The sequence below is a fragment of the Lacinutrix sp. MedPE-SW genome, from assembly GCF_001874145.1.
Classification (GTDB): domain Bacteria; phylum Bacteroidota; class Bacteroidia; order Flavobacteriales; family Flavobacteriaceae; genus Lacinutrix.
Map to the genome: position 1 here is coordinate 115,117 of NZ_MPCX01000009.1, position 20,357 is coordinate 135,473.

The window sequence follows — 20,357 nt, forward strand, 5'->3', positions numbered from 1 at the left end:
TGTTTTTTTAAAAAGCTTATATTTGAGTTATAACTAAACTATTTGAGATGAAAAATATCGCCTATTTATTGTTGTTTTTAACAACAATTTTTTCTTGTGAAAACGACAAAAAAAAGGAAGTAACAAATGAGGATTCCAATCAAAAAACAGAAATGGAAAGGAATTTAGATAAATATGTAACTGTAAAATTAACAGCAGATTTAAGTATACTTTCTGCTAAAGAAAAACAAATGCTGCCATTGTTAATTTCTGCAGCTAATAAAATGAACGATTTGTTTTGGTTTGAAGCTTATGGAGATTGTGATGCGCTTTTAAATAGTATTGAAGATGAGGATACCAAAGCATTTGTTAAAATAAATTATGGACCATGGGATAGATTAGCAAATAATAAACCTTTTGTAAAAGGTGTTGGAGAGAAACCAAAAGGAGCAAATTTTTATCCTAAAGACATTACTAAGGAAGAATTTGAAAATGCCAATTTAAAAAATAAATCTAGTTTATACCATTTTGTTAGGCGTGACGCAGAAGGAAATTTAATAACAATACCATACCACAAACAGTTTCAAGAAGAGGTAAAAGAAGTTTCAAATTTATTAATAGAAGCTTCAAAGTTAGCTGAAGATACAGGACTCAAACAATATTTAGAGTTAAGAGCAAAAGCTTTATTAGATGATAATTATCAACAAAGTGACCTCGCTTGGATGGATATGAAAAACAATACTTTAGATATTGTTATTGGCCCAATAGAAACTTACGAAGATCAATTATATGGAAATAAAGCAGCACATGAAGGCTATGTCTTAATTAAAGATCAAGCATGGAGTAAAAAACTAGAAAAGTTTAGCAGTTTTTTACCAGAATTACAAAAAGGTTTACCTGTTGGCGATAAATATAAAACCGAGCAACCAGGAACAGATAGTGATTTAAATGCTTACGATGTTGTTTTTTATGCTGGTGATTGTAACTCAGGAAGCAAAACGATTGCAATTAATTTACCTAATGACGAAGAAGTACAATTAAAAAAAGGAACAAGAAGGCTGCAATTAAAAAATGCAATGCAAGCAAAGTTTGATAAAATTTTAATGCCAATTTCTAAAATTTTAATAGACGAGAGTCAAAGACAACACATTACATTTGATGCCTTTTTTGAAAATACAATGTTTCATGAAGTAGCTCATGGATTAGGTATTAAAAATACAATTACGGGTAAAGGAACTGTAAGAACATCTTTAAAAGAATATGCTAGTGCTTTAGAAGAAGGTAAAGCAGATATTTTAGGGCTTTACATGGTGCAACAATTACATAGTAAAGGAGAATTAACTAACGATTTAAAAGACAATATGGTTACATTTATGGCAGGAATTTTTAGATCTGTTAGATTTGGAGCTTCTAGTGCACACGGTAAAGCAAATATGATAAGGTTTAACTTTTTTAAACAAATGGGAGCTTTTTCAAGAAACGAAAATGGAACTTATAAGGTTAATTTTTCTAAAATGGAATTTGCAATGCAAACACTTTCTGAGGTTATTTTAAATTATCAAGGTGATGGAGACTATGATGGTGTTTCAAAATTTGTTGCTAATTATGGCGATATACAAGATGAATTACAAAAAGATTTAGAGCGCTTAAGCAATGCAAATATTCCTGTTGATGTGGTATTTGAACAAGGAAAAGCCGTTTTAGGGTTAGAATAAAAATTATATACTACTAAGTGATGAATACAAATGAAGTATTAATAATTTTAGTGTTGCTTCTTGCTATAATATTTATATTAATAAATATAAAACTAATTATAAAAATTAAGAACTCTAGAGAAGTAGGAGTTAAGTTGTCTCAAAAAAATTGGTATTATAAAATGCTAAGTAAGTTTTTTATTAAAAACCTGCCGTCTTAATTTTATATAAGTACATAAAAAAAGCATACATGTAAAATGTATGCTTTTTTTTTATTAAAAAGATATTTTAAACTATTTCAACAAACAAACCATCATCAGTTTTATTTACTTTAGCAACACCAAGTTTAGTTAAACCTTTAATGGTTTTGTCCCATTTTTTATTACTTAATCCAGATTGACTTTTTAATTCATTTAAATCAATAGGAGTATTTTTTTTCAAGATTTCGAAAACTGCTTTTTCTTCATCACTCATAGGTATAGCTTTTTTCTCTGGTCTCATTTGTGGGAAAAATAACACTTCTTGTATAGATTGATTGTTAGTTAAAAACATAATTAATCTATCCATACCAATACCCATTCCAGATGTTGGAGGCATACCATATTCTAATGCACGTAAAAAATCGTGATCTATAAATTCTGTAGCTTCATCATCTCCTTTTTGAGCTAATTTTAATTGGTGTTCAAAACGTTCGCGTTGGTCTATTGGGTCGTTAAGCTCAGAATATGCATTAGCAATTTCTTTACCGCAAACCATTAATTCAAAACGTTCTGTAAGTTCTGGGTTATCTCTATGCTCTTTACAAAGTGGGCTCATTTCTTTTGGGTAATCTGTAATAAATGTAGGTTGTATATAGTTACCTTCACATTTTTCACCAAAAATTTCATCTATAAGTTTTCCTTTACCCATGGTAGCATCTACCGCTATACCCATATCTTTTGCAGCAGTTCTAATTTCATCTTCGGTTTTTCCTGTAATATCAAAACCAGTAAATTCTTTAATAGAATCTGCCATTGTAATACGCTTGTATGGCGCTTTAAAGTTTACTTTATGTTCGCCAAATGTAGCTTCGCTGGTTCCGTTTACAGCAATAGCACAATGCTCTAAAAGCTTTTCGCAAAAATCCATCATCCAGTTGTAGTCTTTATAAGCTACATAAATTTCCATTGCTGTAAATTCAGGATTATGGGTTCTATCCATACCTTCATTTCTAAAGTTTTTAGAAAATTCATAAACACCATCAAAACCACCAACAATTAATCGTTTTAGGTATAACTCGTTAGCAATACGCATATATAATGGTATGTCTAAACTATTATGGTGAGTTATAAAAGGTCTGGCAGCAGCACCACCAGGAATAGGTTGTAAAATAGGAGTTTCAACTTCAAAATATCCAGCATCATTAAAAAAGCTTCTCATAGCGTTAAATAACTTTGTACGCTTAACAAATACTTCTTTTACATGTGGATTTACAGCTAAATCTGCATAACGTTGTCTGTAACGCATTTCTGGATCTACAAAGGCATCATGTTGGTTACCATCTGCATCAACTTTTGGTAATGGTAATGGTTTTAAAGCTTTACTTAATAAAGTAAAATCTTTAACTAATACTGTTTTTTCTCCAACTTTAGTAGTAAATAATTCACCTTCAATACCAATAAAATCTCCAATATCTAACAATTTTTTATAGACATTGTTATATTTACTTTTATCATCACCAGCACAAATTTCGTCTCTATTAAAATAAACTTGTATGCGGCCTTCGCTATCTTGAAGCTCTGCAAAACTAGCATTACCTTGAATACGACGAGACATTAAGCGTCCAGCAATAACAACTTGTGTTCCTTCTTTAAATTCCTGTTTAATTTTTTTAGTAGTTATAGATACAGGAAATAAATCGGCTGGATATGGATTAATATCCATATTACGTAGCTTGGTTAGCTTTTCTCTTCGTACGAGCTCTTGCTCAGATAATTGTGACATAATATAATAGTGTTTAAGCCTGCAAAGATAATGGCTTTGTAACAAAACGCAATAGCTTACGTCTTATAAATAAATCATCAATCAATACTGAAACTTTTTCGGTATAAAAATTAAATCAAATTATGAGTATTTGGAGAGTAATTCTTTCTGTTATTTGTCCGCCTTTAGCCGTTATAGATAAAGGTTGTGGCTCTATTATTATCACTTTTTTATTATGGCTTTGTGGCTGGGTTCCAGGCGTTATTGCTGCCTTAGTAATTTTAAATAATCCTGAAAGATAAATTGTATCTTTGCAGTATAACTTAATCGCTTTATTTATATGAAAAAAATTACTTTCCTTTTCGCATGTCTTATGGTTTTATTTTTAACCAGTTGTAATTTTACAGAAGAAATAACTTTTAATGAAGATGGCTCTGGAGAATTTATTATGAATTACGACATGTCTCAAGTAATGGAGTCTTTAAAAGAAATGGGCATGGGCGATAATACAAAAAAAGAAGACGATACTAAAAAGGAGAAAAAAGCTATTGATAGTGTTTTTTATTTTAAAGACATGTTAGCAGAAAAAGCAGATAGTATTGCAAAGTTATCACCAGAAAAGCAAGAGGAAATTAAAGCAATGAAAGATGTTGTAATTAAAATTAAAATGAATGAAGAAGAAGATTTATTTAATTTTGGTTTTGGGTCTACATTTAAAAGCTTAGAAACATTACCTCAAGCTTTAAAAAATATAGAAAAAGCTAAGAAATTAAGCAATAAAGAAAATGCACAAGCTAGTAAAATGAGCGAAAGTGCCTTTGCGAAATCTAGCGAGAACATGCTTGAGAAAGTAGGCTTTACTTACGACGGAAAAACGTTTAAGCGCTTTTTTAAAGAAGAAATAAACGAACCTTCTCAAGAAGAAATAGATGCTTTAAATAATGAAATGAATGAAATGGGAAGCATGAAAAGTGTATTTGAAGAAATGTCTTATACATTAGTATATAATTTTCCAAAGCAAATAAAATCTGTTTCAAATAAGAATGCTAAAATAAGTAACAACAAAAAAACAGTTAGTTTAAAAATGAATTTTATGGAGATGATAAAGTCGCCAAAAGAAACTAATTTAACTGTTACATTACAAGATTAAATTTTGAATAAAAATATACAATTACAAGATTTAGGTACTAAAGACTTTAAAGAAACTTGGGATTATCAAGAAGTGTTATTTAAAGGTATTTTAGATACAAAAATTAAAAATAGAAGAGAAGACGCTGGATTAGATACAAACAATTATTTTTTATTTGTAGAGCATCCACATGTCTATACCTTAGGTAAAAGTGGTGATATGTCTAACTTGTTGCTTGACGAACAGCAATTAAAAGACAAAGGCGCTACATTTTATAAAATAAATCGTGGTGGTGATATTACGTATCATGGACCAGGACAAATTGTAGGCTATCCAATTTTAGACTTAGATAATTTTTTTACAGACATACATAAATATTTACGTTTTTTAGAAGAAATGATAATATTAACTCTTGCTGAATACGGTTTAAAAGCCGAACGTTCTCCAGGAGAAACAGGTGTTTGGTTAGATGTAGGCACACCATTTGCTCGTAAAATTTGTGCAATGGGAGTTCGCGCTAGTCGTTGGGTAACTATGCATGGTTTTGCACTTAATGTAAATGCTAACTTAGGCTATTTTGATAATATTATACCGTGTGGTATTCGTGGTAAAGCAGTAACATCACTTAATGTTGAATTAGGAAAAAAAGAAGTTGATGAAGCAGAAGTTAAAGCAAAGCTTTTAAAACATTTTACTACCTTATTTGAAGCCCAAATAGTAAAAATTTAGTGTAACCTATTAATTTTTAAAACAAAAGAATAATTATAAATAAATTTTCTGTAATACTTTTCTTAAACTCTAATTTAATACGCTCTTTATCAATGATTAAATGTCTTTTATCGGTTTTATTTGCGTTTTAATCTTTTAGTAAATCTTATTTTTGTAATCCCCTAAACTTACAAAAATGAACAGAAAAGTAACCTTCTTAGCTTTTATTGTATTCTTTTTCTATACAATAAAATCAATATCTCAAGTAGGTATTGGCACAACAACACCAGATACGTCTTCAATTTTAGATATTACATCTACAACACAAGGTTTATTAACACCTAGAATGACATCTACAGAAAGGATAAATATTACTACACCAGCAGAAGGACTATTAGTTTACGATATTACAGAAGCCTCTTTTTATTATTGGGATAGTACAACGTGGGTTAAAGTATTAGCTAATACAGCAACAGCGCAGCCTATTAGAGATAATTATAAAATAGTTAAAAATATAACAGACCTAGCAGATGAATTAACTGCTGGTGGTGGCACTAAATATTTATTAAATACAGACTATCTATATGAAATTAACGGGACAGTTACCTTTGATTATACTATAGATTTAAACGGTGCTAATTTAATAGGTAGAGATACAGGAGAAGATGTTTTAGTTAATAACTCTGGTGGTGCATTGTTTTCTGGTATGAATGGCGGTAGATTAAAAGATTTATTAATTAATGGTGGCGGAAATGATATATTTAATATAACTAGTGACGCTTCTCAATCTATAGTAGGGTACAGTATTATTATAACTAATGCATCAAGTTTGGGCACATTAAGTAATTTTTCAGTTGCTTTTTTTGAAGTACTTCAAGTTGTTAATACTAATAATGGTTTTAACTTATCAAATATATACTCTTTGTTTATTAATAAGGTATTTTGGACAGAGAGTAATACTGGAACATTTTTAAACCTTAGTGGCACATTTCAAAATTTACAAATAGCAAATGGTCGAGCAGCAATAGACACTGGTGAATTTGGTATTGATGTTAGCCTAGACCCAACCATTGGAACATCTGCTTCGTTAACAGGTATTAATTTTACGGGTGATGGTGACAGAGTAGTGCCTTATACATCGGGAGCTTATAGTGGATATAATTTTACTAATTCTTGGGATGTAGATTGTCAAGGCATACCTCAAGAGACAGACAATAATGCTATTGGTGATTATAACTTGAGTTTTAATACAGGAACAGGAGCAAATACAAATTATTCGGGCTCAGGAATACCAGTGAAAATTTCTGGTAATACATCTACAAATAATTTATTTAGGTTTAGCGAGGATGGAGAGAATAGATTGGTTTACGAGGGAAAAAGAACAAGGTATTTTACAGTAACCGCAAGTATATCTTTTAGAGGTGTTGCAAATAACGATGTATTATTATTTTATGTGGCAAAAGGAAATAATGGTGATACTGTTGCTTCTCCGTTATTAGAAACAGCCACTGCTAGAGAAATTGGTGGTAATTTTGATATTGGTGCTGTAGCTGTAGTTGGTACTGTTGAATTAGCGCCTGGAGATTTTGTAGAAATGTGGACAGAAAGAGACTCTGGATCTGGATCTAATGTTTATATAGCGTCTTTAAATATGGTTATTCGCTAGGTTTTAAATAATTATGTGTTTAAAAAAAAGGCATTAAAAATTTTATATTTTTTAATGCCTTTTTTTGTTAAGCATAGTTTTAATTAACCTTCAGCATTAAAAAATACTTTATAATAATGCATTTTTTTATCTTCGTCATAACCACGTTCTAAATATTCTTGTGCTGCATCTGGCGCATCAATATCTAGTTTAATTTGTATGTTGGTATCAAGTTTAATATCGGTTTTAATTTTCTTTTTGTCCTTTTTTACAACAGCTTCAGCTAAATCAAACTGGTTACGTAATAAAACATTTTGTTCACTTTCGTATTCTTTTTTAAAATCTTCAAATAAACGTATGTGCTTTTCTTCGGTAAAAATTTCTTCTTTAAAGTTTTCTACATTTATTATTTCATTCTCTTTAAAATAATCTATAGTTTTTGCTAAAAAAATGTTGCGTTCTTGCTCACCGTAACTGGTTTTTAAAATCTCGGTAGAAAATTCACTACACATATCTAAATAGTTATGTGTGTGATTATTCATGTCGTCTGCGTATTTAATGTTTAAAAACTTATTTAACCAATATTGAGTATCGTAACTGTTATTATCTACACTTAAAACAATGTTACCTTCCATATCGGTTTGGTTTAAGATTAGGCAACCTTTATCTACTTTTTTGCTGGAAATTCCTTTTTGTACTAAAACATCATAACTATTATTTTCTAAATATGTTTGAAAGAAATTAATTTTATTTTCAATTTTAAAAATTCCAATAGCATTAGTAGTCATGTCTTTAAACTCTATACCTTCAAAAACAGCTACTAACACATCTCCAGTTTTTATTTGGGCAGAGTCGCTTTGCTCATATAAGTGTTTTACTATGTTTTTTGAAGTTTCTACAAAGGCTTCATCATCATTAAATATACTTTTAGCGTAAGCATTAATTTCATTTAACTCCACATTAGCGTGGTGATTAAATCGGTAGCTTTGTACAACACTACCAAATGGTCTAAGTAAAAATGGTAACATAAGCTCGTAACTTTCTTCGTCGAAATGAACTTCTTGATCTGAAAAAGCATTTTTAGTATCGTTATGTTTATTGCCTACTTTATGAATTATAAATTTTGAAATGCTTGCGTTTTTACGTGTAATCATCTTAATCAATTGAAGTTTTTATTCTAAAATACAATAGTAAACATTCTCTTAGAAAAAAGGAATAAAAAAACCGAAGACTTATACCTTCGGTTTTAAAGTTTAGGGCAAAATTGTTTAGTATGCAATACCATAATAATCGCATACAGCGTAATAGTCTTTTATATCTATTCCTGCTTGAGCAAGCTCATTGTAAATTTGTTGTTTTCCATTAGTGTTTTTTCCTGTTGTTGTACTTGTAGATTCTATAATAACAACTTTAAGACTTTGTAAATCGCCTGCAGAAATAGAGTAAGTAGAATTTGAAGCATCTAGGTAGTCTAGGTCGAGTCCGCCTTCATAAAGAATTACATGTACAGCAAAATCAAAACCAATAGATTCATAAGGACAAGGTATAGGTACCCAATAATTATCACTATCAGTTAAATAACTAATTACTACATCATTTTGTAAAACATCTTGCGTAAGTTGAGGTATGCTTACCGAGCTAAAAGAGCCAGAAAAAGAGCTGGCGTCAAAAGTTATTGTTTGCACATTTGCATTTCCATCAATACCAGCTATACCTTGTTCACCTTGTGGTCCTTGTTCACCATCTTTTCCATCTTCTGTAGAACAAGAGAAAGTAAAGGCTACTAATAGTGCTAATAAAAAATATTTAGCTTTTAAAATTGTCGATTTGCTAATGATTTTTGTAATGTAAAAATGTTTGTGAATTGTTTTTGTAAGTTTCATAATATTAAATTTATAATTGTGATTAATAGTGTGTTTATTGTTTAATGGTAATTTTTTATCTAGGTTGACATCTTGTAAAACTTTTTTTAAAAAAGCTTTTTGTATTGTGAGCTTTCTATGGTTAGGTTCTGTTTTTTTAATGCCTTACATGTCATTGTTATTGTTTTAGGTTTTCTTTTAGAAGTATCTGTTATGGTCATTTCTAGCATTAAACCATTAATGTTTTTAATCCATTGATTTTTTAATTTTGTTTTTTGTGATGCTAATGCTTTATATAAACTAACAGTTACATCATTTGTAATCCATAAAGTACCATACATATCTTTTCCTTTAGTTTCATACTCTATTGCATTGTAGCCTAAAATTGTTTTTGTTTTACCTGTTGGTTTTATTGTGTATTCTGTATTAGTAGCAGCATCATCTGCCATGGTTTCAAAATCTATATCCATTTTCATAGACATAACTTGTTTAGAACCATTGTTTTCCATAAACATAAATATGGTTTTTCTTTTTGCATCTAAAACGTTTATTAAGTTACTGTTAGATGCGCCTGGAATTGTTGAACCAGTATAATCACCATGTGTATTTAAGTAGTAGATTATTTCTGTAGATTTTTTATCGCTTGTCATTTCTAACACATATTTATGTGAAAAACTATAAGTACGCTCTGGAGTCACACTCATTCCAGAAGAACTAAAAGGAATACTGCCTTTTTTTCCTTTAGAAGCATTATTAAATGTAGAATCGAAAGCCTTGTCTGTTTCGCGTTCAGCTTTTTCTTCAACTTTTTTTTCTAAAGTACGTTCTACAGCTTTTTCTGCTTTTTTGGTTAGTTTTTTCCAAATTTGAGCTTCGGTTGGTGCAGCCAAACTAATTGTGAAAATTATTAATAGCGTTTTGTAAAGATTCATGATTGTAAAATTTTTAGTGGTTTACAATCTTAATGGCTTCTATTTTAAAAGGTTAACATATTTTATAAATTTCATTTAAAAACACTTAAATTAGCTTTGTAAGTGTTAACTTTTTTTCAATTAATACACTAAATGGTAAAGCAACAAGTAGATATTACTCTTGAAGAACTAAAAAACGGCTCTCAAAAAGCATTGAGGCAAGTGTATGAAAATAACAGAGATAAGTTTTTAAATTTTGCTAAACGCTATAATTTACCTCAAGATGATGTAATTGATATTTACCAAGATGCGTATGTTATTTTTTACGATAATATAATGACTGGTAAAGTTGAAAAGTTTACAAGTAGTATTTCTACCTATTTATTTAGTGTTGGTAAATATTTAATCTTCGATAAAATGAAAAAAAACAACAAAAAAGTAGGTCCCGATTTTGATCTCGCTGTTGTTAGAGCCGAAGATGAAATTATCCAAACTATAGAAATTGAAGAAAATACATTAACACGCGAGCAAGAATTGTTATATACACATTTTTCGAGTTTAGGTAAACAATGTCAAGAGTTGTTAAAGTTATTTTATTACCGAGGTTTTACTATAAAAGATATTTTAGAACTAGGTAATTATAATAGCGAAAATGTGATTAAAAGCACTAAATCACGTTGCATGAAAACCCTAAAAGAACGAATTAATAGCAAATAAAATGACTAACGACGACTTACTATATCGCTATTTCTCTAATAGTTTAAGTAAAACTGAAACAGAGCAGTTTAAAAAATTATTAGAAACAGATGCTGAGTTTAAAGCTCAATTTGAATTCGAAAATAATTTAAAACGTGTAATAAAGCACAAAGAAAATAGCGAGTTAAAAGCAAAACTTCGGGACTTTGAAACCGAAATTGTAACTCGTGATAATAAACAAAAAAGTAAAAGTTTTAATTGGCGTATTGCTGCATCTATAATAATATTATTAGGTGTGAGTTGGTTTGGGTATCAATCTTTTTTTGGTGTGAATTACGAAGACTTATACAATGCAAATTATCAAGAATACCCAAATACAGAATATGCAATTACAAGAAGCGATACTATAGATTCTCCAGAACGACGTGCATTTGTAGCTTACGAAGCCCAAGATTTTGAAAATGCTATAACGCTTTTTGAAAATTTACCAGTTGCTGTTAAAAAACCATATCATATTTTTTATAAAGCACAAGCATATTTAAAAATAGGAGATATAGAAAAGTCTAAAGCAATTTTTAAATCTATAATTACTGAAGGTAAACCGTTTAAAGCAGAATCGTACTGGTACTTAGCAATGATAGCACTAAAAGAGGAAGATAAAAATGAAGCTTTAAAATATTTAAAAATTTTAAAAGCAGATTATAATTATAATAAAGTAAAAACTGAAGCACTTTTAAAGAGACTTAATTAGCTTTTTTATTTTTAAAGTAAAAAAGAGCCAAAGCGATTATAAATATTAAAGAGCCAATAATCCATATCCAAAAGTAATTTGATGTAGAAATTGGTTTAGTATTTCCAGAAATAACAAAACCAGACCAATAATAAGGATGAGATAGTGCATTATCTCTATTATTATTTATAAAATTCACTTGTGCATTTTGCAAGGCTTTAGGTTTTGCTTTGTTTTTAGAGAGCGAAAAGTAAAAATCATTCATTAGTATAGATGCAGAAGCATCGTTAATTTTCCAAAGCGTACTTGTAATACTTTTGGCGCCACTAAAATAGAATCCACGTGCCAAACTAAGCAAACCTTCACCGCGTTTAAGTTCTCCAATACCACTATCGCAAGCACTTAAGGTAACTAAATTTGCATTTAATTTAAGGTTATACAAGTCTTTTGTATAAAGTAAATTTTCAGATTGTGGTTTTGGTGAAAAGGCTAAAAAAGAATATTCTGGATTATTATCATTAAAAATAGCATGTGTTGCCATATGTATCACTCCGTAGTTTAAACTGTTATTGGTAAAATTATTTAAACTGGCTTGGTGTCCTGTAAATGCTTCTCCTTTTATATGTTTTAAAATTGCTTCAACTTCATTTTTATTATTAGGTAGCGGTAGTAACTTATTGTCTTCAAACTTAAACGTAGGAGCAAAAGCTATTATTTTATTATTTATTTTTTGATTTTCTTGTAGTTGCGATAGTAGTGTAGCAGAATTTACATAGCTAATTGCATAATCTTCAATTAGGTAATTAATGTTTGTTTTTGAGGTATTTAATGCCGAAAAAGGAATGTAATTTAAAAAACCATCTGCAGCAATTATTATTTTTTGTGCATTATGCTCTTGTAATAAAGGTGCAATTAATTTTAGATATAGATCATGAGACTGTTGTGCGACGGTTTCTAAATTTGATTTTGGGTTGCTTATATTTTTTTGAAATGCAATAAGGTTTTTGTAAAAAGAGGTATTTATAGGAAATTTTAAAATATTTTTTTTGTTTTTGCTAATACCAATAGCATATATGGCTTGTGAACCATAGAAATATGAAATAAAAATTTCGTCTTTTTTTAAAGTGTTTTGAAGTTGTTTAGCCGAAACTACAGCAGTATTATATTTTAAATCGTAATAATTTTTATAATTAGATTCTAAATCTAAAATTAAATTACGGTATTGTGATTTTGTACTAAATAATTCGTCTTCTAACGCATCTGTACTTTTGGTTATTATTTTTTTTTCTAAATAAGTTATTCTTGATTTTAAAAACTGTTCTTGCTCAATAATATTTTGAGGTATGTTAGCATAGGCTGTTGCTTTTGTATTTAATAATGCTTCAATTAGTAAAATGCTTTTGCTTTTTTCTGCGTAAGCAAAAGCATCATCAATAAATTTTGTGTTATTTGTTTTGTTATATAAGTTGTAAAGTGCATTTAATCCAGACTCAAAAACAGGAAAAGCATTGTCTATTAAAAATAGCTTATCTGTATTGTTTTTAAAGCTTGGTTTTAACTGTTCTAAAACAAAAAGTGCTTTGTTTGTGGTTGCAATAACAGAATCTAAAGCTTTAGTGTGATTTAAAATATTGGCTTTAGATTTTAAAGATTTAAAAAGCGTGGTTTGATTTATTGTTGAGTTTAAAGTGTCTTTACTAAATTGATAAATTGCCTGGTTGTAATTAGCAATCGCTTTATTGGGGTTTTTAATTTCACTATACAAATCGCCAAGTTTATTATATATTATAGCGACATCGTTGTGAGGTTGGTTATTCCACTTTGTTTTAACTAATTTAAGTGCTTTATTTAAGGCAACTAATGCTTCATCGTAATTTTTTGTTGCTTTATTAATATTAGATTTAGCAATGTAATACCTGTACCAAAAAGGATGATTTTTGGTTAAGTTTACTTTCATTTCTCTTAAATAAAAATAGGCGCTATCTGTTTGTTTTAAATTTATGTGGTTATCTATTATGTTTTGGTATGAAGAAACAATGCGATTACTGTTTTTGGTAACATTTATGTAATAATCTAAAACTTTTTGCAAGGTTAAATTAGATAGCTTGTAATTTTCTTCTTTCTTATATACATCAGAAATAAGTACATAAGTAGTATTTAAAAATTCTATATTACTTTCAGGATTTGCATTTAAAACTCTCAAGTTTTTATTATGAAATGTTTTTGCTAATTCATACTTGCCTTCATCACTGTACATTTTTCCAATAAAGTTATTAGCGCCAACATATAAACCAAGCACATGGTTAATTTTGTTAAAATTGGGTTGAGTTTCAATATTTGAAACTAATTTTTTAAATGTCTCAAGTGCACTATCATATTTTTTTAACTCATAATTATTTAAGCCTTTTGTATAGTTTATGGTATTTAAATAATAACTTTTTAGAGGTAATGTATCTATTTGTTTTTTATAAAGGTTTACAATAGAGTCTAGTGCCACAAGATTATTACTAATAACTGCCAAATCATAATGGTAATTTGCACACCAATTTTCGCTAATTAGCCCATCTAATAAACTTATAACATCATCATTTTGTGAGGCTATTTTCTCTATTTTGTTAAAGTAGAAATATGCTGAATCTTTATTTACATAATAATGTTCATTTGTTTTATTAAAATAAAAATCCAGATTACTTAAATAATCTGGATTTTGGGCATTTAAAATTAGAGTACAAAAATAGATTTGTACTACAATTAATTTTGTAAAATTTTTATAATATGCTTTATTGATAAATATAGCCACTAACAGAATAATTTGTTACTTGATTATTTGCATCAGTACGTTGAATATCTGCAATAAAATCTCCAGTAAAACCATTAAAATCTATGGTTGACACCGAAATTATATTATCGAAATCATTCAAAGAAGTAAATTCGTTTGTTTGAAGTGTAACGATTTCTTCTTCAGTTTGCATGTCTCGAAATACAATTGTAATATTCAATATCTCACTAGAGATAGTAAAGTAGTTTAATATATTAGGAATACAAGCTCCAGCTGTACAAGGCATAGGTGGTACAGGAGGAATTCTAGGAACTCTTGGTACACCAAGTAAGGTTGCTTCAATAGCAATTTGATTACTCTCTGCGTTTTCTAATTCATCTAATTCTGTATTAGCTGCATCAAGCATGTTTTGTAATTCTACATTGTTAGGGTCTTGCTCTAATTGTTCTTCTAATGAAATTATTTCATTATTTGTTATTTCAATTTGTGCGTCTAGATATAGTCTATATAAGTCTCCTTCGTAGTAATTATTTTCATTTGTGATAGCAAAATCTTCTGCGTTTTGATCTTGATTATCTTGGTCATCATCATTTTTACAAGAAAAAGTAAAAACACATATTACAGCTAATATTAAAAATTTAGTTCTCATCATTTTTGTTTTTGGTTTAATAACAATTAATGCTAAGGGACTAAGTAAAGTTAACAATTTATATGTATTTATTTAAGAATCTGTGTAAAATGTTGTTTTAAATGTTTGATTAGTAAGTTTTTATGTGTAGTTGGTTTGTTAGTTTATTTCGTACAATAAAATGCTATCACTATCACCTTTTGTAATAAATTCTAAATTATTGTCTTTATCTATGTTATCTAAATCTATTGTAGACTTTCCATATACAGGAAAGTTGGCAATAGGTTTTGCTTGGCTATCAAATAAAAGTACTTTTTGAGATTGCAGGTCTGTTACAGATACATATATTTTATTATTAATATAAAATAGTTTTGGCTTGGTGTAGTTTCCAAAATCTAAATCTAACGTATTGGTTTTAATTTTTAATTTGTTTTCTTTTTGTGCAACTAGCGTTTTTGTTGTGGTAACTAATTTAGAGTTTTCGCCAAGTAATTTACTTGTGCTTACTTTTCCTTTTGTATTTATTTGTACTAAGCTTCCATCTTTACTAACGGTTGCAAAACCACTTTCAAAACTATATACTGGTGAATTTGAATAATTAAATTTAGTGTTTGTTTTAATTCTAGTTTGACCACGTCTACTTAATATATGTAGTTTTTTATTTGTTTTTATAATAATGTAATCTTTATTATTAATACGTATGTGTTGTGGTTGTGTATTAATAATGTCTTTAGCTTTAGAAAATTTAAAACCTTTTACAGTTTTACCTTTACCATTATAAAGTAATACGTTTTTGCCTTGAGTTACAAAAAGGCGGTATTTTTTATTTTTATCATAATCGAAAACCGAAAGTGGCTGTGTAATTTTATCATTAAATTTTAAAGGAAAACCGGTAACATCTTTACCTGTTCTGTCTAATAAATATACACGGTTAGGAGTTGCGAATACTAGTTGTAATCTTCCGTTTTTATAAGAGTCTATTTGTTCAATTTTTCCTAAAATGGGACCTTTAAGCTGTTTTTTCCAAAGTATATTTCCAGTATTAGATATAAGGTATAGTTTGTTTTTTATGTCTTGTACTACAATTTCTTTTTGTTTTGTACGGTGATTAGTTACAAATTGAGGATTATTTAATATTGGTGCATCGAGTTTGATATTTAATAACTCTGTAACTGTACCGCTTTCCGCTTTAGCTTTACTTTTTTTAATTACAGCGTTTAGGTGAGCAAAATTAGTGTCGTAAATAAATTGAATAGCAGACGTTTTGTATTGTTTTAAGTTGGCATCAATATATGTGTCTAGGTTAACATCTAAAACATCTTTTAAAGAATTTGGATTTAAAACATGAAGAATTGATGAGGCTGTACTTAAATGTTGTGTTGTACTTGTGTAATAATCTCTAGACTTTAATGTGGTTTCATTTAAATAATTGGCAATAATATTTTCTAAATCTTCTTTAGAATTCCCAAAAATTAAAAACTGGTCTATAATACAATATAGATTTGCAGTGCTAAAATCTACAAAAGGATATAAGGTGTTTTCAAATAAATCTGGTTTACTAAAACTATATATAGGTATTTGCCTATAATCTTCAACTTTATTTTCTTCACTAATTAATGCTTCTTTTGTAGCAATAATATCTAAAGAATTTAAAACTACACTTTTATTGTTGCCTTGGTAAATTACGCCAAACTCTACAATATTATTAAAAAGCGCATTTGTTTTAGTACTGTCTTTTTTTGCATTATATAAATTTAAATTGTTTTTAAAAGTAGAAAATGCATTAAAAGTTACACTTAAAAAACCATCACAATTATTAGGTGCAATATGCGAAATTTGGTTTTCCTGCGGAATTGTGTTTTTAAAAATATTAATAAGTTTAGTAGAATCGCTTGCTTTGGTAATACCGTTAAGTATTAATTGATCTTGAGAAATATCTGCATCAAAAGCGGTATAATCTGTAAAGTTTTTAAAATTTAAGTTTTCAGAATTAAATACAGAATTAATTATACTTTCTTTTTTATTATGTATTAAAACCGAAACAGCCTTTTTGTTATTAAACGTTTTTGTAATTTTATTAATCTCTTCAGGTGTGCTTTTTTTATTTAATGTGGTTTTTAAAACATCAAGGTTTGAAGCCGCAATAGCAATACTATCTTTAACAACAGTATAAACAACATTGCTTTTATAAGTTAGTTTTTTTCCAGGAAGGTTATTTATTTTTAAGCTTTCAGATAGATGGTTTGGTAGAGAATCTATTTGAATCAAATTTTTTGTAAACCTAGTAGAGAGAACAAAATCTAAACTGTCTTTATTGTTTTTTACAAAAGAAATTAAAATAGGGTTGTCTGTTTTTATATAATCAAGACACGAAAGTTTATTTTCAAGCGTATTATAAATTTTAGATTTTGTTAGTGTATTAATAAAAGTACTGTTTTTAATACTACTTTTTAAAGCTTCGGTATTATTAATACTCATAACAACCGATGCTTTTTCTGGTATAAAATCATAAAGAGAAGCATCTTCTTTTTGCGTTGAGCAACTAATTGTTATCACTAAAAGGAAAGCTAAAAAGCAAAAATTTTTCATTAAAATTGAGGGTTTTTGTAAAAGTAATTAATTCTATAATTCTAGCTTTAATTGTTCTGGCAATAATCTAAAAGATTTTCTGTGATATTTGGTGATGCCATATTTTCTAATTGCTTCTCTGTGCTCCTTAGTTGGGTAGCCTTTATTTTTTTTCCAATTATACATAGGAAATTCTTCGTGAATTTTTAACATATATGCATCACGATATGTTTTAGCTAAAACAGAAGCCGCAGCTATACTTAAATATTTACTATCACCTTTAATAATAGTTTCAAAAGGAATATTGTTTAAAGGCTTAAACCTGTTACCATCAACAATTATAAACTCAGGTTTAGGGTTTAATTCTAAAATAGAACGTTGCATAGCTAAAATTGAAGCATTTAAAATGTTTACTTCATCAATCTCATTTTCATAAACATGAGTAAAAGCATAACAAATCGCTTCGTTTTCTATAATAGGTTTTAAAAGATCCCGTTTACCTTTAGAAAGTTTTTTAGAGTCGTTTAATATATTGTTTTTAAATTTTTTGGGTAAAATAACAGCAGCCGCTGTTACAGGTCCAGCAAGGCAGCCGCGTCCGGCTTCATCTGTACCGCATTCAAATTCAAAAGAAGAATAATTAAATTTAAGCATTTAGGTGTATCTTAACAAATGGTATATAATATTAGCTGTATTTATGCGATTATTTATATAATATGAATTACCACAGAGATATTTCATATTTTTGGCAAAGCTTTTAATTTGAAAGCCTAAAAATATAATGAATTAATGAATAAAATAATATTAACTCTTTTTTTATTGTTAAGTAGTACAATAGTAACTGCCCAAGTTTTACAACCAGTAAAAAAGAAAGTTAAAGTATCAGACGATGGTTTAATTTTAAACGATTCTCTTTCTCAAGGCTCAAGCAAAAGCACGAGCAATAAAAACATTAAAAATAAGGAAGCTAAAATAACAGACTATCTTATAATTTCTCATCTTCGTGACACTACTTATGTAGATACAACGCAAAGTATAATTAAAGAATATAAATACAATTATTTGCGTAAAGATAATTTTAATCTAATGCCTTTTTCAAATTTAGGTCAAACCTATAATACATTAAGTTACGATTTTAAAGAGTCGTCATTAATGCCAAAATTTGGAGCGAGAGCAAGACATTTTAATTATATGGAAATTGATGATATTAACTATTACCATGTACCAACACCATTAACAGAGTTGTTTTATAAATCTGCTTTCGAGCAAGGACAATTATTAGACGCTTTTTTTACTACAAATGTTTCAAAACAGTTAAACCTTTCAATAGCTTATAAAGGTTTAAGATCCTTAGGTAAATACCAAAACCTACTTACAAGTACAGGTAATTTTAGATCAACGGTAAGCTACAAAACTAAAAATAGTAGGTATGTGGTAAACGCACACTTTGTTGCTCAAGATTTATTAAACCAAGAAAATGGAGGTTTAACAGATGAAAGTGTAGCATTTTTTATGTCTGGAGAAGATGAGTTTAAAAACCGTGGTGTACTTGAAGTTAATTTTGAAAACGCCGAAAACATACTAGAAGGGAAACGTTTCTATTTAAATCAGTCGTTTAATTTAATATCAAAAAAAGATTCTACAGCAAACAACACATTAAGCGTTGCTCATGTTATGAATCTTGAAGACAAGTTTTACATGTACGATCAAACAAGAGAAGAAGATGAATTTTTTGGAGATGCATATAGAACTACAAACCTTAAAGACAAAGTAACCTTAGAAGAGTTTAGTAATCAATTACAATTAAACTACGGGAATAACACTTTAGGAGATATACAATTAAATGCCTCTCATACAAATTACAATTATGGTTACAATAAAATTATAGTATTAAACAATCAAACCATTCCAAATAGATTAAAGGGAGATATTTTTGCAGTAGGAGGTAAGTATCAAAAACAACTTGGAGGTTTTAGACTACAGGGAGATTTAGGAGCAAATGTTAGCGGCGATTTTAGTGGTAACCATATAACAGTAAAAACCAGTTACAATATAAATAGTGATATAGAAATATCAGCCCAAATAAATAATAATTCAAAAGCTCCAAATTACAATCAACAGCTATACCAAAGTGATTATATAAACTATAACTGGAAAACTAACTTCAATAATATTAAAACACAGCAGCTTTTATTTAACTTAAAATCTAATAAACTAGTAAACCTTTCTGTCGATGCGTCTACGATTAATGATTACGTATATTTTAAAAAGGACGAAACAAGTAACACAGTAAAACCATTTCAATCAGATAAATCAATAACTTATCTAAGATTAAAAGTTAATAAAGAAATAGGATACCGTAATTTTTACTTAAACAATACTATAATGTATCAAAACGTAAAAGACGATAATCAAGTATTTAACGTGCCACAAATTATAACCCGAAACACGTTATACTATGCCAACCATTTATTTAAAAAAGCACTGTACTTACAAACAGGAATAACATTTAATTACTTCTCAAAATACAATATGGATGCATACGATCCATTATTAGCAGAATTTTATACTCAAAATGAACAAGAATTAGGAGGTTACCCAAGATTAGATTTCTTTGTAAATGCAAAAATTCGACAAACCAGGATCTTTTTAAAAGCAGAACATTTTAATGCAGCATGGTCAGGTTACGATTATTTTGCAGCGCCCAATAATCCATATAGAGATTTTTCAGTTCGTTTCGGTGTAGTTTGGAACTTCTTTTTATAATCCAATTACTAAACAAATATTCAAAATGGCGTTCCCAAAGGTCGGGCTTTCCACTATATCTTTTTTTTTGAAATAAAAAAAAGGATGCCGTATCAATCCCTAACGCAAATAAAAGGGTAGAAAAGGCATTATGAAATGAAGTATTAACTAAGGCTATTGTTATGGTATTTATTATAGTTATATAAAGGGTATTAAAACGGGTAAAAATTAGGGTATATATAATAAGGACAAAGGTGAGAAATAAAAGTCAAAAAAAACCAGTACATAATGTGTTGATTAGAAGCTTTTAAGAAGGTTGTT

The 20,357-nt window shown here is 28.6% G+C and carries 16 protein-coding genes; 8 read left to right on the forward strand and 8 right to left on the reverse strand.

Features of this window, described 5'->3' with window-relative positions:
* Positions 1-47 precede the first annotated feature (47 nt).
* On the forward strand, positions 48-1,694 hold the full coding sequence (locus BM549_RS09920; RefSeq protein ID WP_290470118.1) for a Zn-dependent hydrolase: 1,647 nt from the start codon (positions 48-50) through the stop codon (positions 1,692-1,694).
* A 267-nt stretch (positions 1,695-1,961) separates the two neighbouring features.
* Here the strand turns inward: BM549_RS09920 and lysS are convergent, their stop codons facing one another.
* Positions 1,962-3,656, reverse strand: a complete 1,695-nt coding sequence (lysS, locus tag BM549_RS09925) for a lysine--tRNA ligase (RefSeq protein WP_290470119.1) — start codon at positions 3,654-3,656, stop codon at positions 1,962-1,964.
* 122 nt (positions 3,657-3,778) lie between these two features.
* Here lysS and BM549_RS09930 point away from each other — a divergent pair, with 122 nt between their 5' ends.
* The 4 genes from BM549_RS09930 (at position 3,779) to BM549_RS09945 (ending at position 7,138) form a co-directional block, all read left to right on the forward strand.
* Positions 3,779-3,937 carry a YqaE/Pmp3 family membrane protein gene (locus BM549_RS09930; protein WP_013870280.1) on the forward strand — a complete coding sequence of 53 codons (159 nt, stop codon included), beginning with the start codon at positions 3,779-3,781 and terminating at the stop codon, positions 3,935-3,937.
* A 38-nt stretch (positions 3,938-3,975) separates the two neighbouring features.
* Positions 3,976-4,785, forward strand: coding sequence for a hypothetical protein (locus BM549_RS09935; protein WP_290470120.1), 810 nt, complete (start codon positions 3,976-3,978; stop codon positions 4,783-4,785).
* Between the two features lie 3 nt (positions 4,786-4,788).
* Entirely contained in the window at positions 4,789-5,493 is a 705-nt protein-coding gene (lipB, locus tag BM549_RS09940) for a lipoyl(octanoyl) transferase LipB (protein ID WP_290470121.1), read from the forward strand.
* Positions 5,494-5,668: 175 nt separating this feature from the next.
* The gene (locus tag BM549_RS09945; RefSeq protein ID WP_290470122.1) at positions 5,669-7,138 is read left to right on the forward strand and encodes a cell wall anchor protein; all 1,470 of its coding nucleotides are present in this window, start codon (positions 5,669-5,671) and stop codon (positions 7,136-7,138) included.
* An 83-nt stretch (positions 7,139-7,221) separates the two neighbouring features.
* Here the strand turns inward: BM549_RS09945 and BM549_RS09950 are convergent, their stop codons facing one another.
* The 3 genes from BM549_RS09950 to BM549_RS09960 all read right to left on the reverse strand — a co-directional run bounded on the left by BM549_RS09950 (position 7,222) and on the right by BM549_RS09960 (position 9,911).
* Entirely contained in the window at positions 7,222-8,271 is a 1,050-nt protein-coding gene (locus BM549_RS09950) for a nucleoid-associated protein (protein WP_290470123.1), read from the reverse strand.
* 114 nt (positions 8,272-8,385) lie between these two features.
* The gene (locus tag BM549_RS09955) at positions 8,386-9,000 is read right to left on the reverse strand and encodes a hypothetical protein (protein ID WP_290470124.1); all 615 of its coding nucleotides are present in this window, start codon (positions 8,998-9,000) and stop codon (positions 8,386-8,388) included.
* An 86-nt stretch (positions 9,001-9,086) separates the two neighbouring features.
* Positions 9,087-9,911 carry a DUF4412 domain-containing protein gene (locus BM549_RS09960; RefSeq protein WP_290470125.1) on the reverse strand — a complete coding sequence of 275 codons (825 nt, stop codon included), beginning with the start codon at positions 9,909-9,911 and terminating at the stop codon, positions 9,087-9,089.
* 132 nt (positions 9,912-10,043) lie between these two features.
* On the opposite strand from BM549_RS09960, the gene BM549_RS09965 reads away from it, so the two are divergent.
* Together BM549_RS09965 and BM549_RS09970 are read left to right on the forward strand one after the other, a co-directional pair.
* On the forward strand, positions 10,044-10,607 hold the full coding sequence (locus tag BM549_RS09965; RefSeq protein WP_290470126.1) for a sigma-70 family RNA polymerase sigma factor: 564 nt from the start codon (positions 10,044-10,046) through the stop codon (positions 10,605-10,607).
* A 1-nt stretch (position 10,608) separates the two neighbouring features.
* Positions 10,609-11,337, forward strand: a complete 729-nt coding sequence (locus BM549_RS09970; RefSeq protein ID WP_290470127.1) for a hypothetical protein — start codon at positions 10,609-10,611, stop codon at positions 11,335-11,337.
* On the opposite strand, the gene BM549_RS09975 is transcribed toward BM549_RS09970, so the two are convergent.
* The 4 genes from BM549_RS09975 to BM549_RS09990 all read right to left on the reverse strand — a co-directional run bounded on the left by BM549_RS09975 (position 11,330) and on the right by BM549_RS09990 (position 17,945).
* Positions 11,330-14,116: a CHAT domain-containing protein gene (locus tag BM549_RS09975; protein ID WP_290470128.1), complete on the reverse strand. Its 2,787-nt coding sequence runs from the start codon at positions 14,114-14,116 to the stop codon at positions 11,330-11,332. The genes BM549_RS09970 and BM549_RS09975 overlap by 8 nt on opposite strands.
* Positions 14,097-14,747 (reverse strand): hypothetical protein, encoded by a 651-nt coding sequence (locus tag BM549_RS09980; protein WP_290470129.1) that lies wholly within the window; start codon positions 14,745-14,747, stop codon positions 14,097-14,099. Before BM549_RS09980 ends, BM549_RS09975 begins: the two co-directional genes overlap by 20 nt.
* 135 nt (positions 14,748-14,882) lie before the next feature.
* Positions 14,883-17,312 carry a ribonuclease HII gene (locus BM549_RS09985; protein ID WP_290470130.1) on the reverse strand — a complete coding sequence of 810 codons (2,430 nt, stop codon included), beginning with the start codon at positions 17,310-17,312 and terminating at the stop codon, positions 14,883-14,885.
* A 33-nt stretch (positions 17,313-17,345) separates the two neighbouring features.
* The gene (locus BM549_RS09990) at positions 17,346-17,945 is read right to left on the reverse strand and encodes a ribonuclease HII (RefSeq protein ID WP_290470131.1); all 600 of its coding nucleotides are present in this window, start codon (positions 17,943-17,945) and stop codon (positions 17,346-17,348) included.
* Positions 17,946-18,080: 135 nt separating this feature from the next.
* On the opposite strand from BM549_RS09990, the gene BM549_RS09995 reads away from it, so the two are divergent.
* Positions 18,081-20,057, forward strand: coding sequence for a putative porin (locus BM549_RS09995; protein ID WP_290470132.1), 1,977 nt, complete (start codon positions 18,081-18,083; stop codon positions 20,055-20,057).
* The last annotated feature ends 300 nt before the right edge of the window (positions 20,058-20,357 follow it).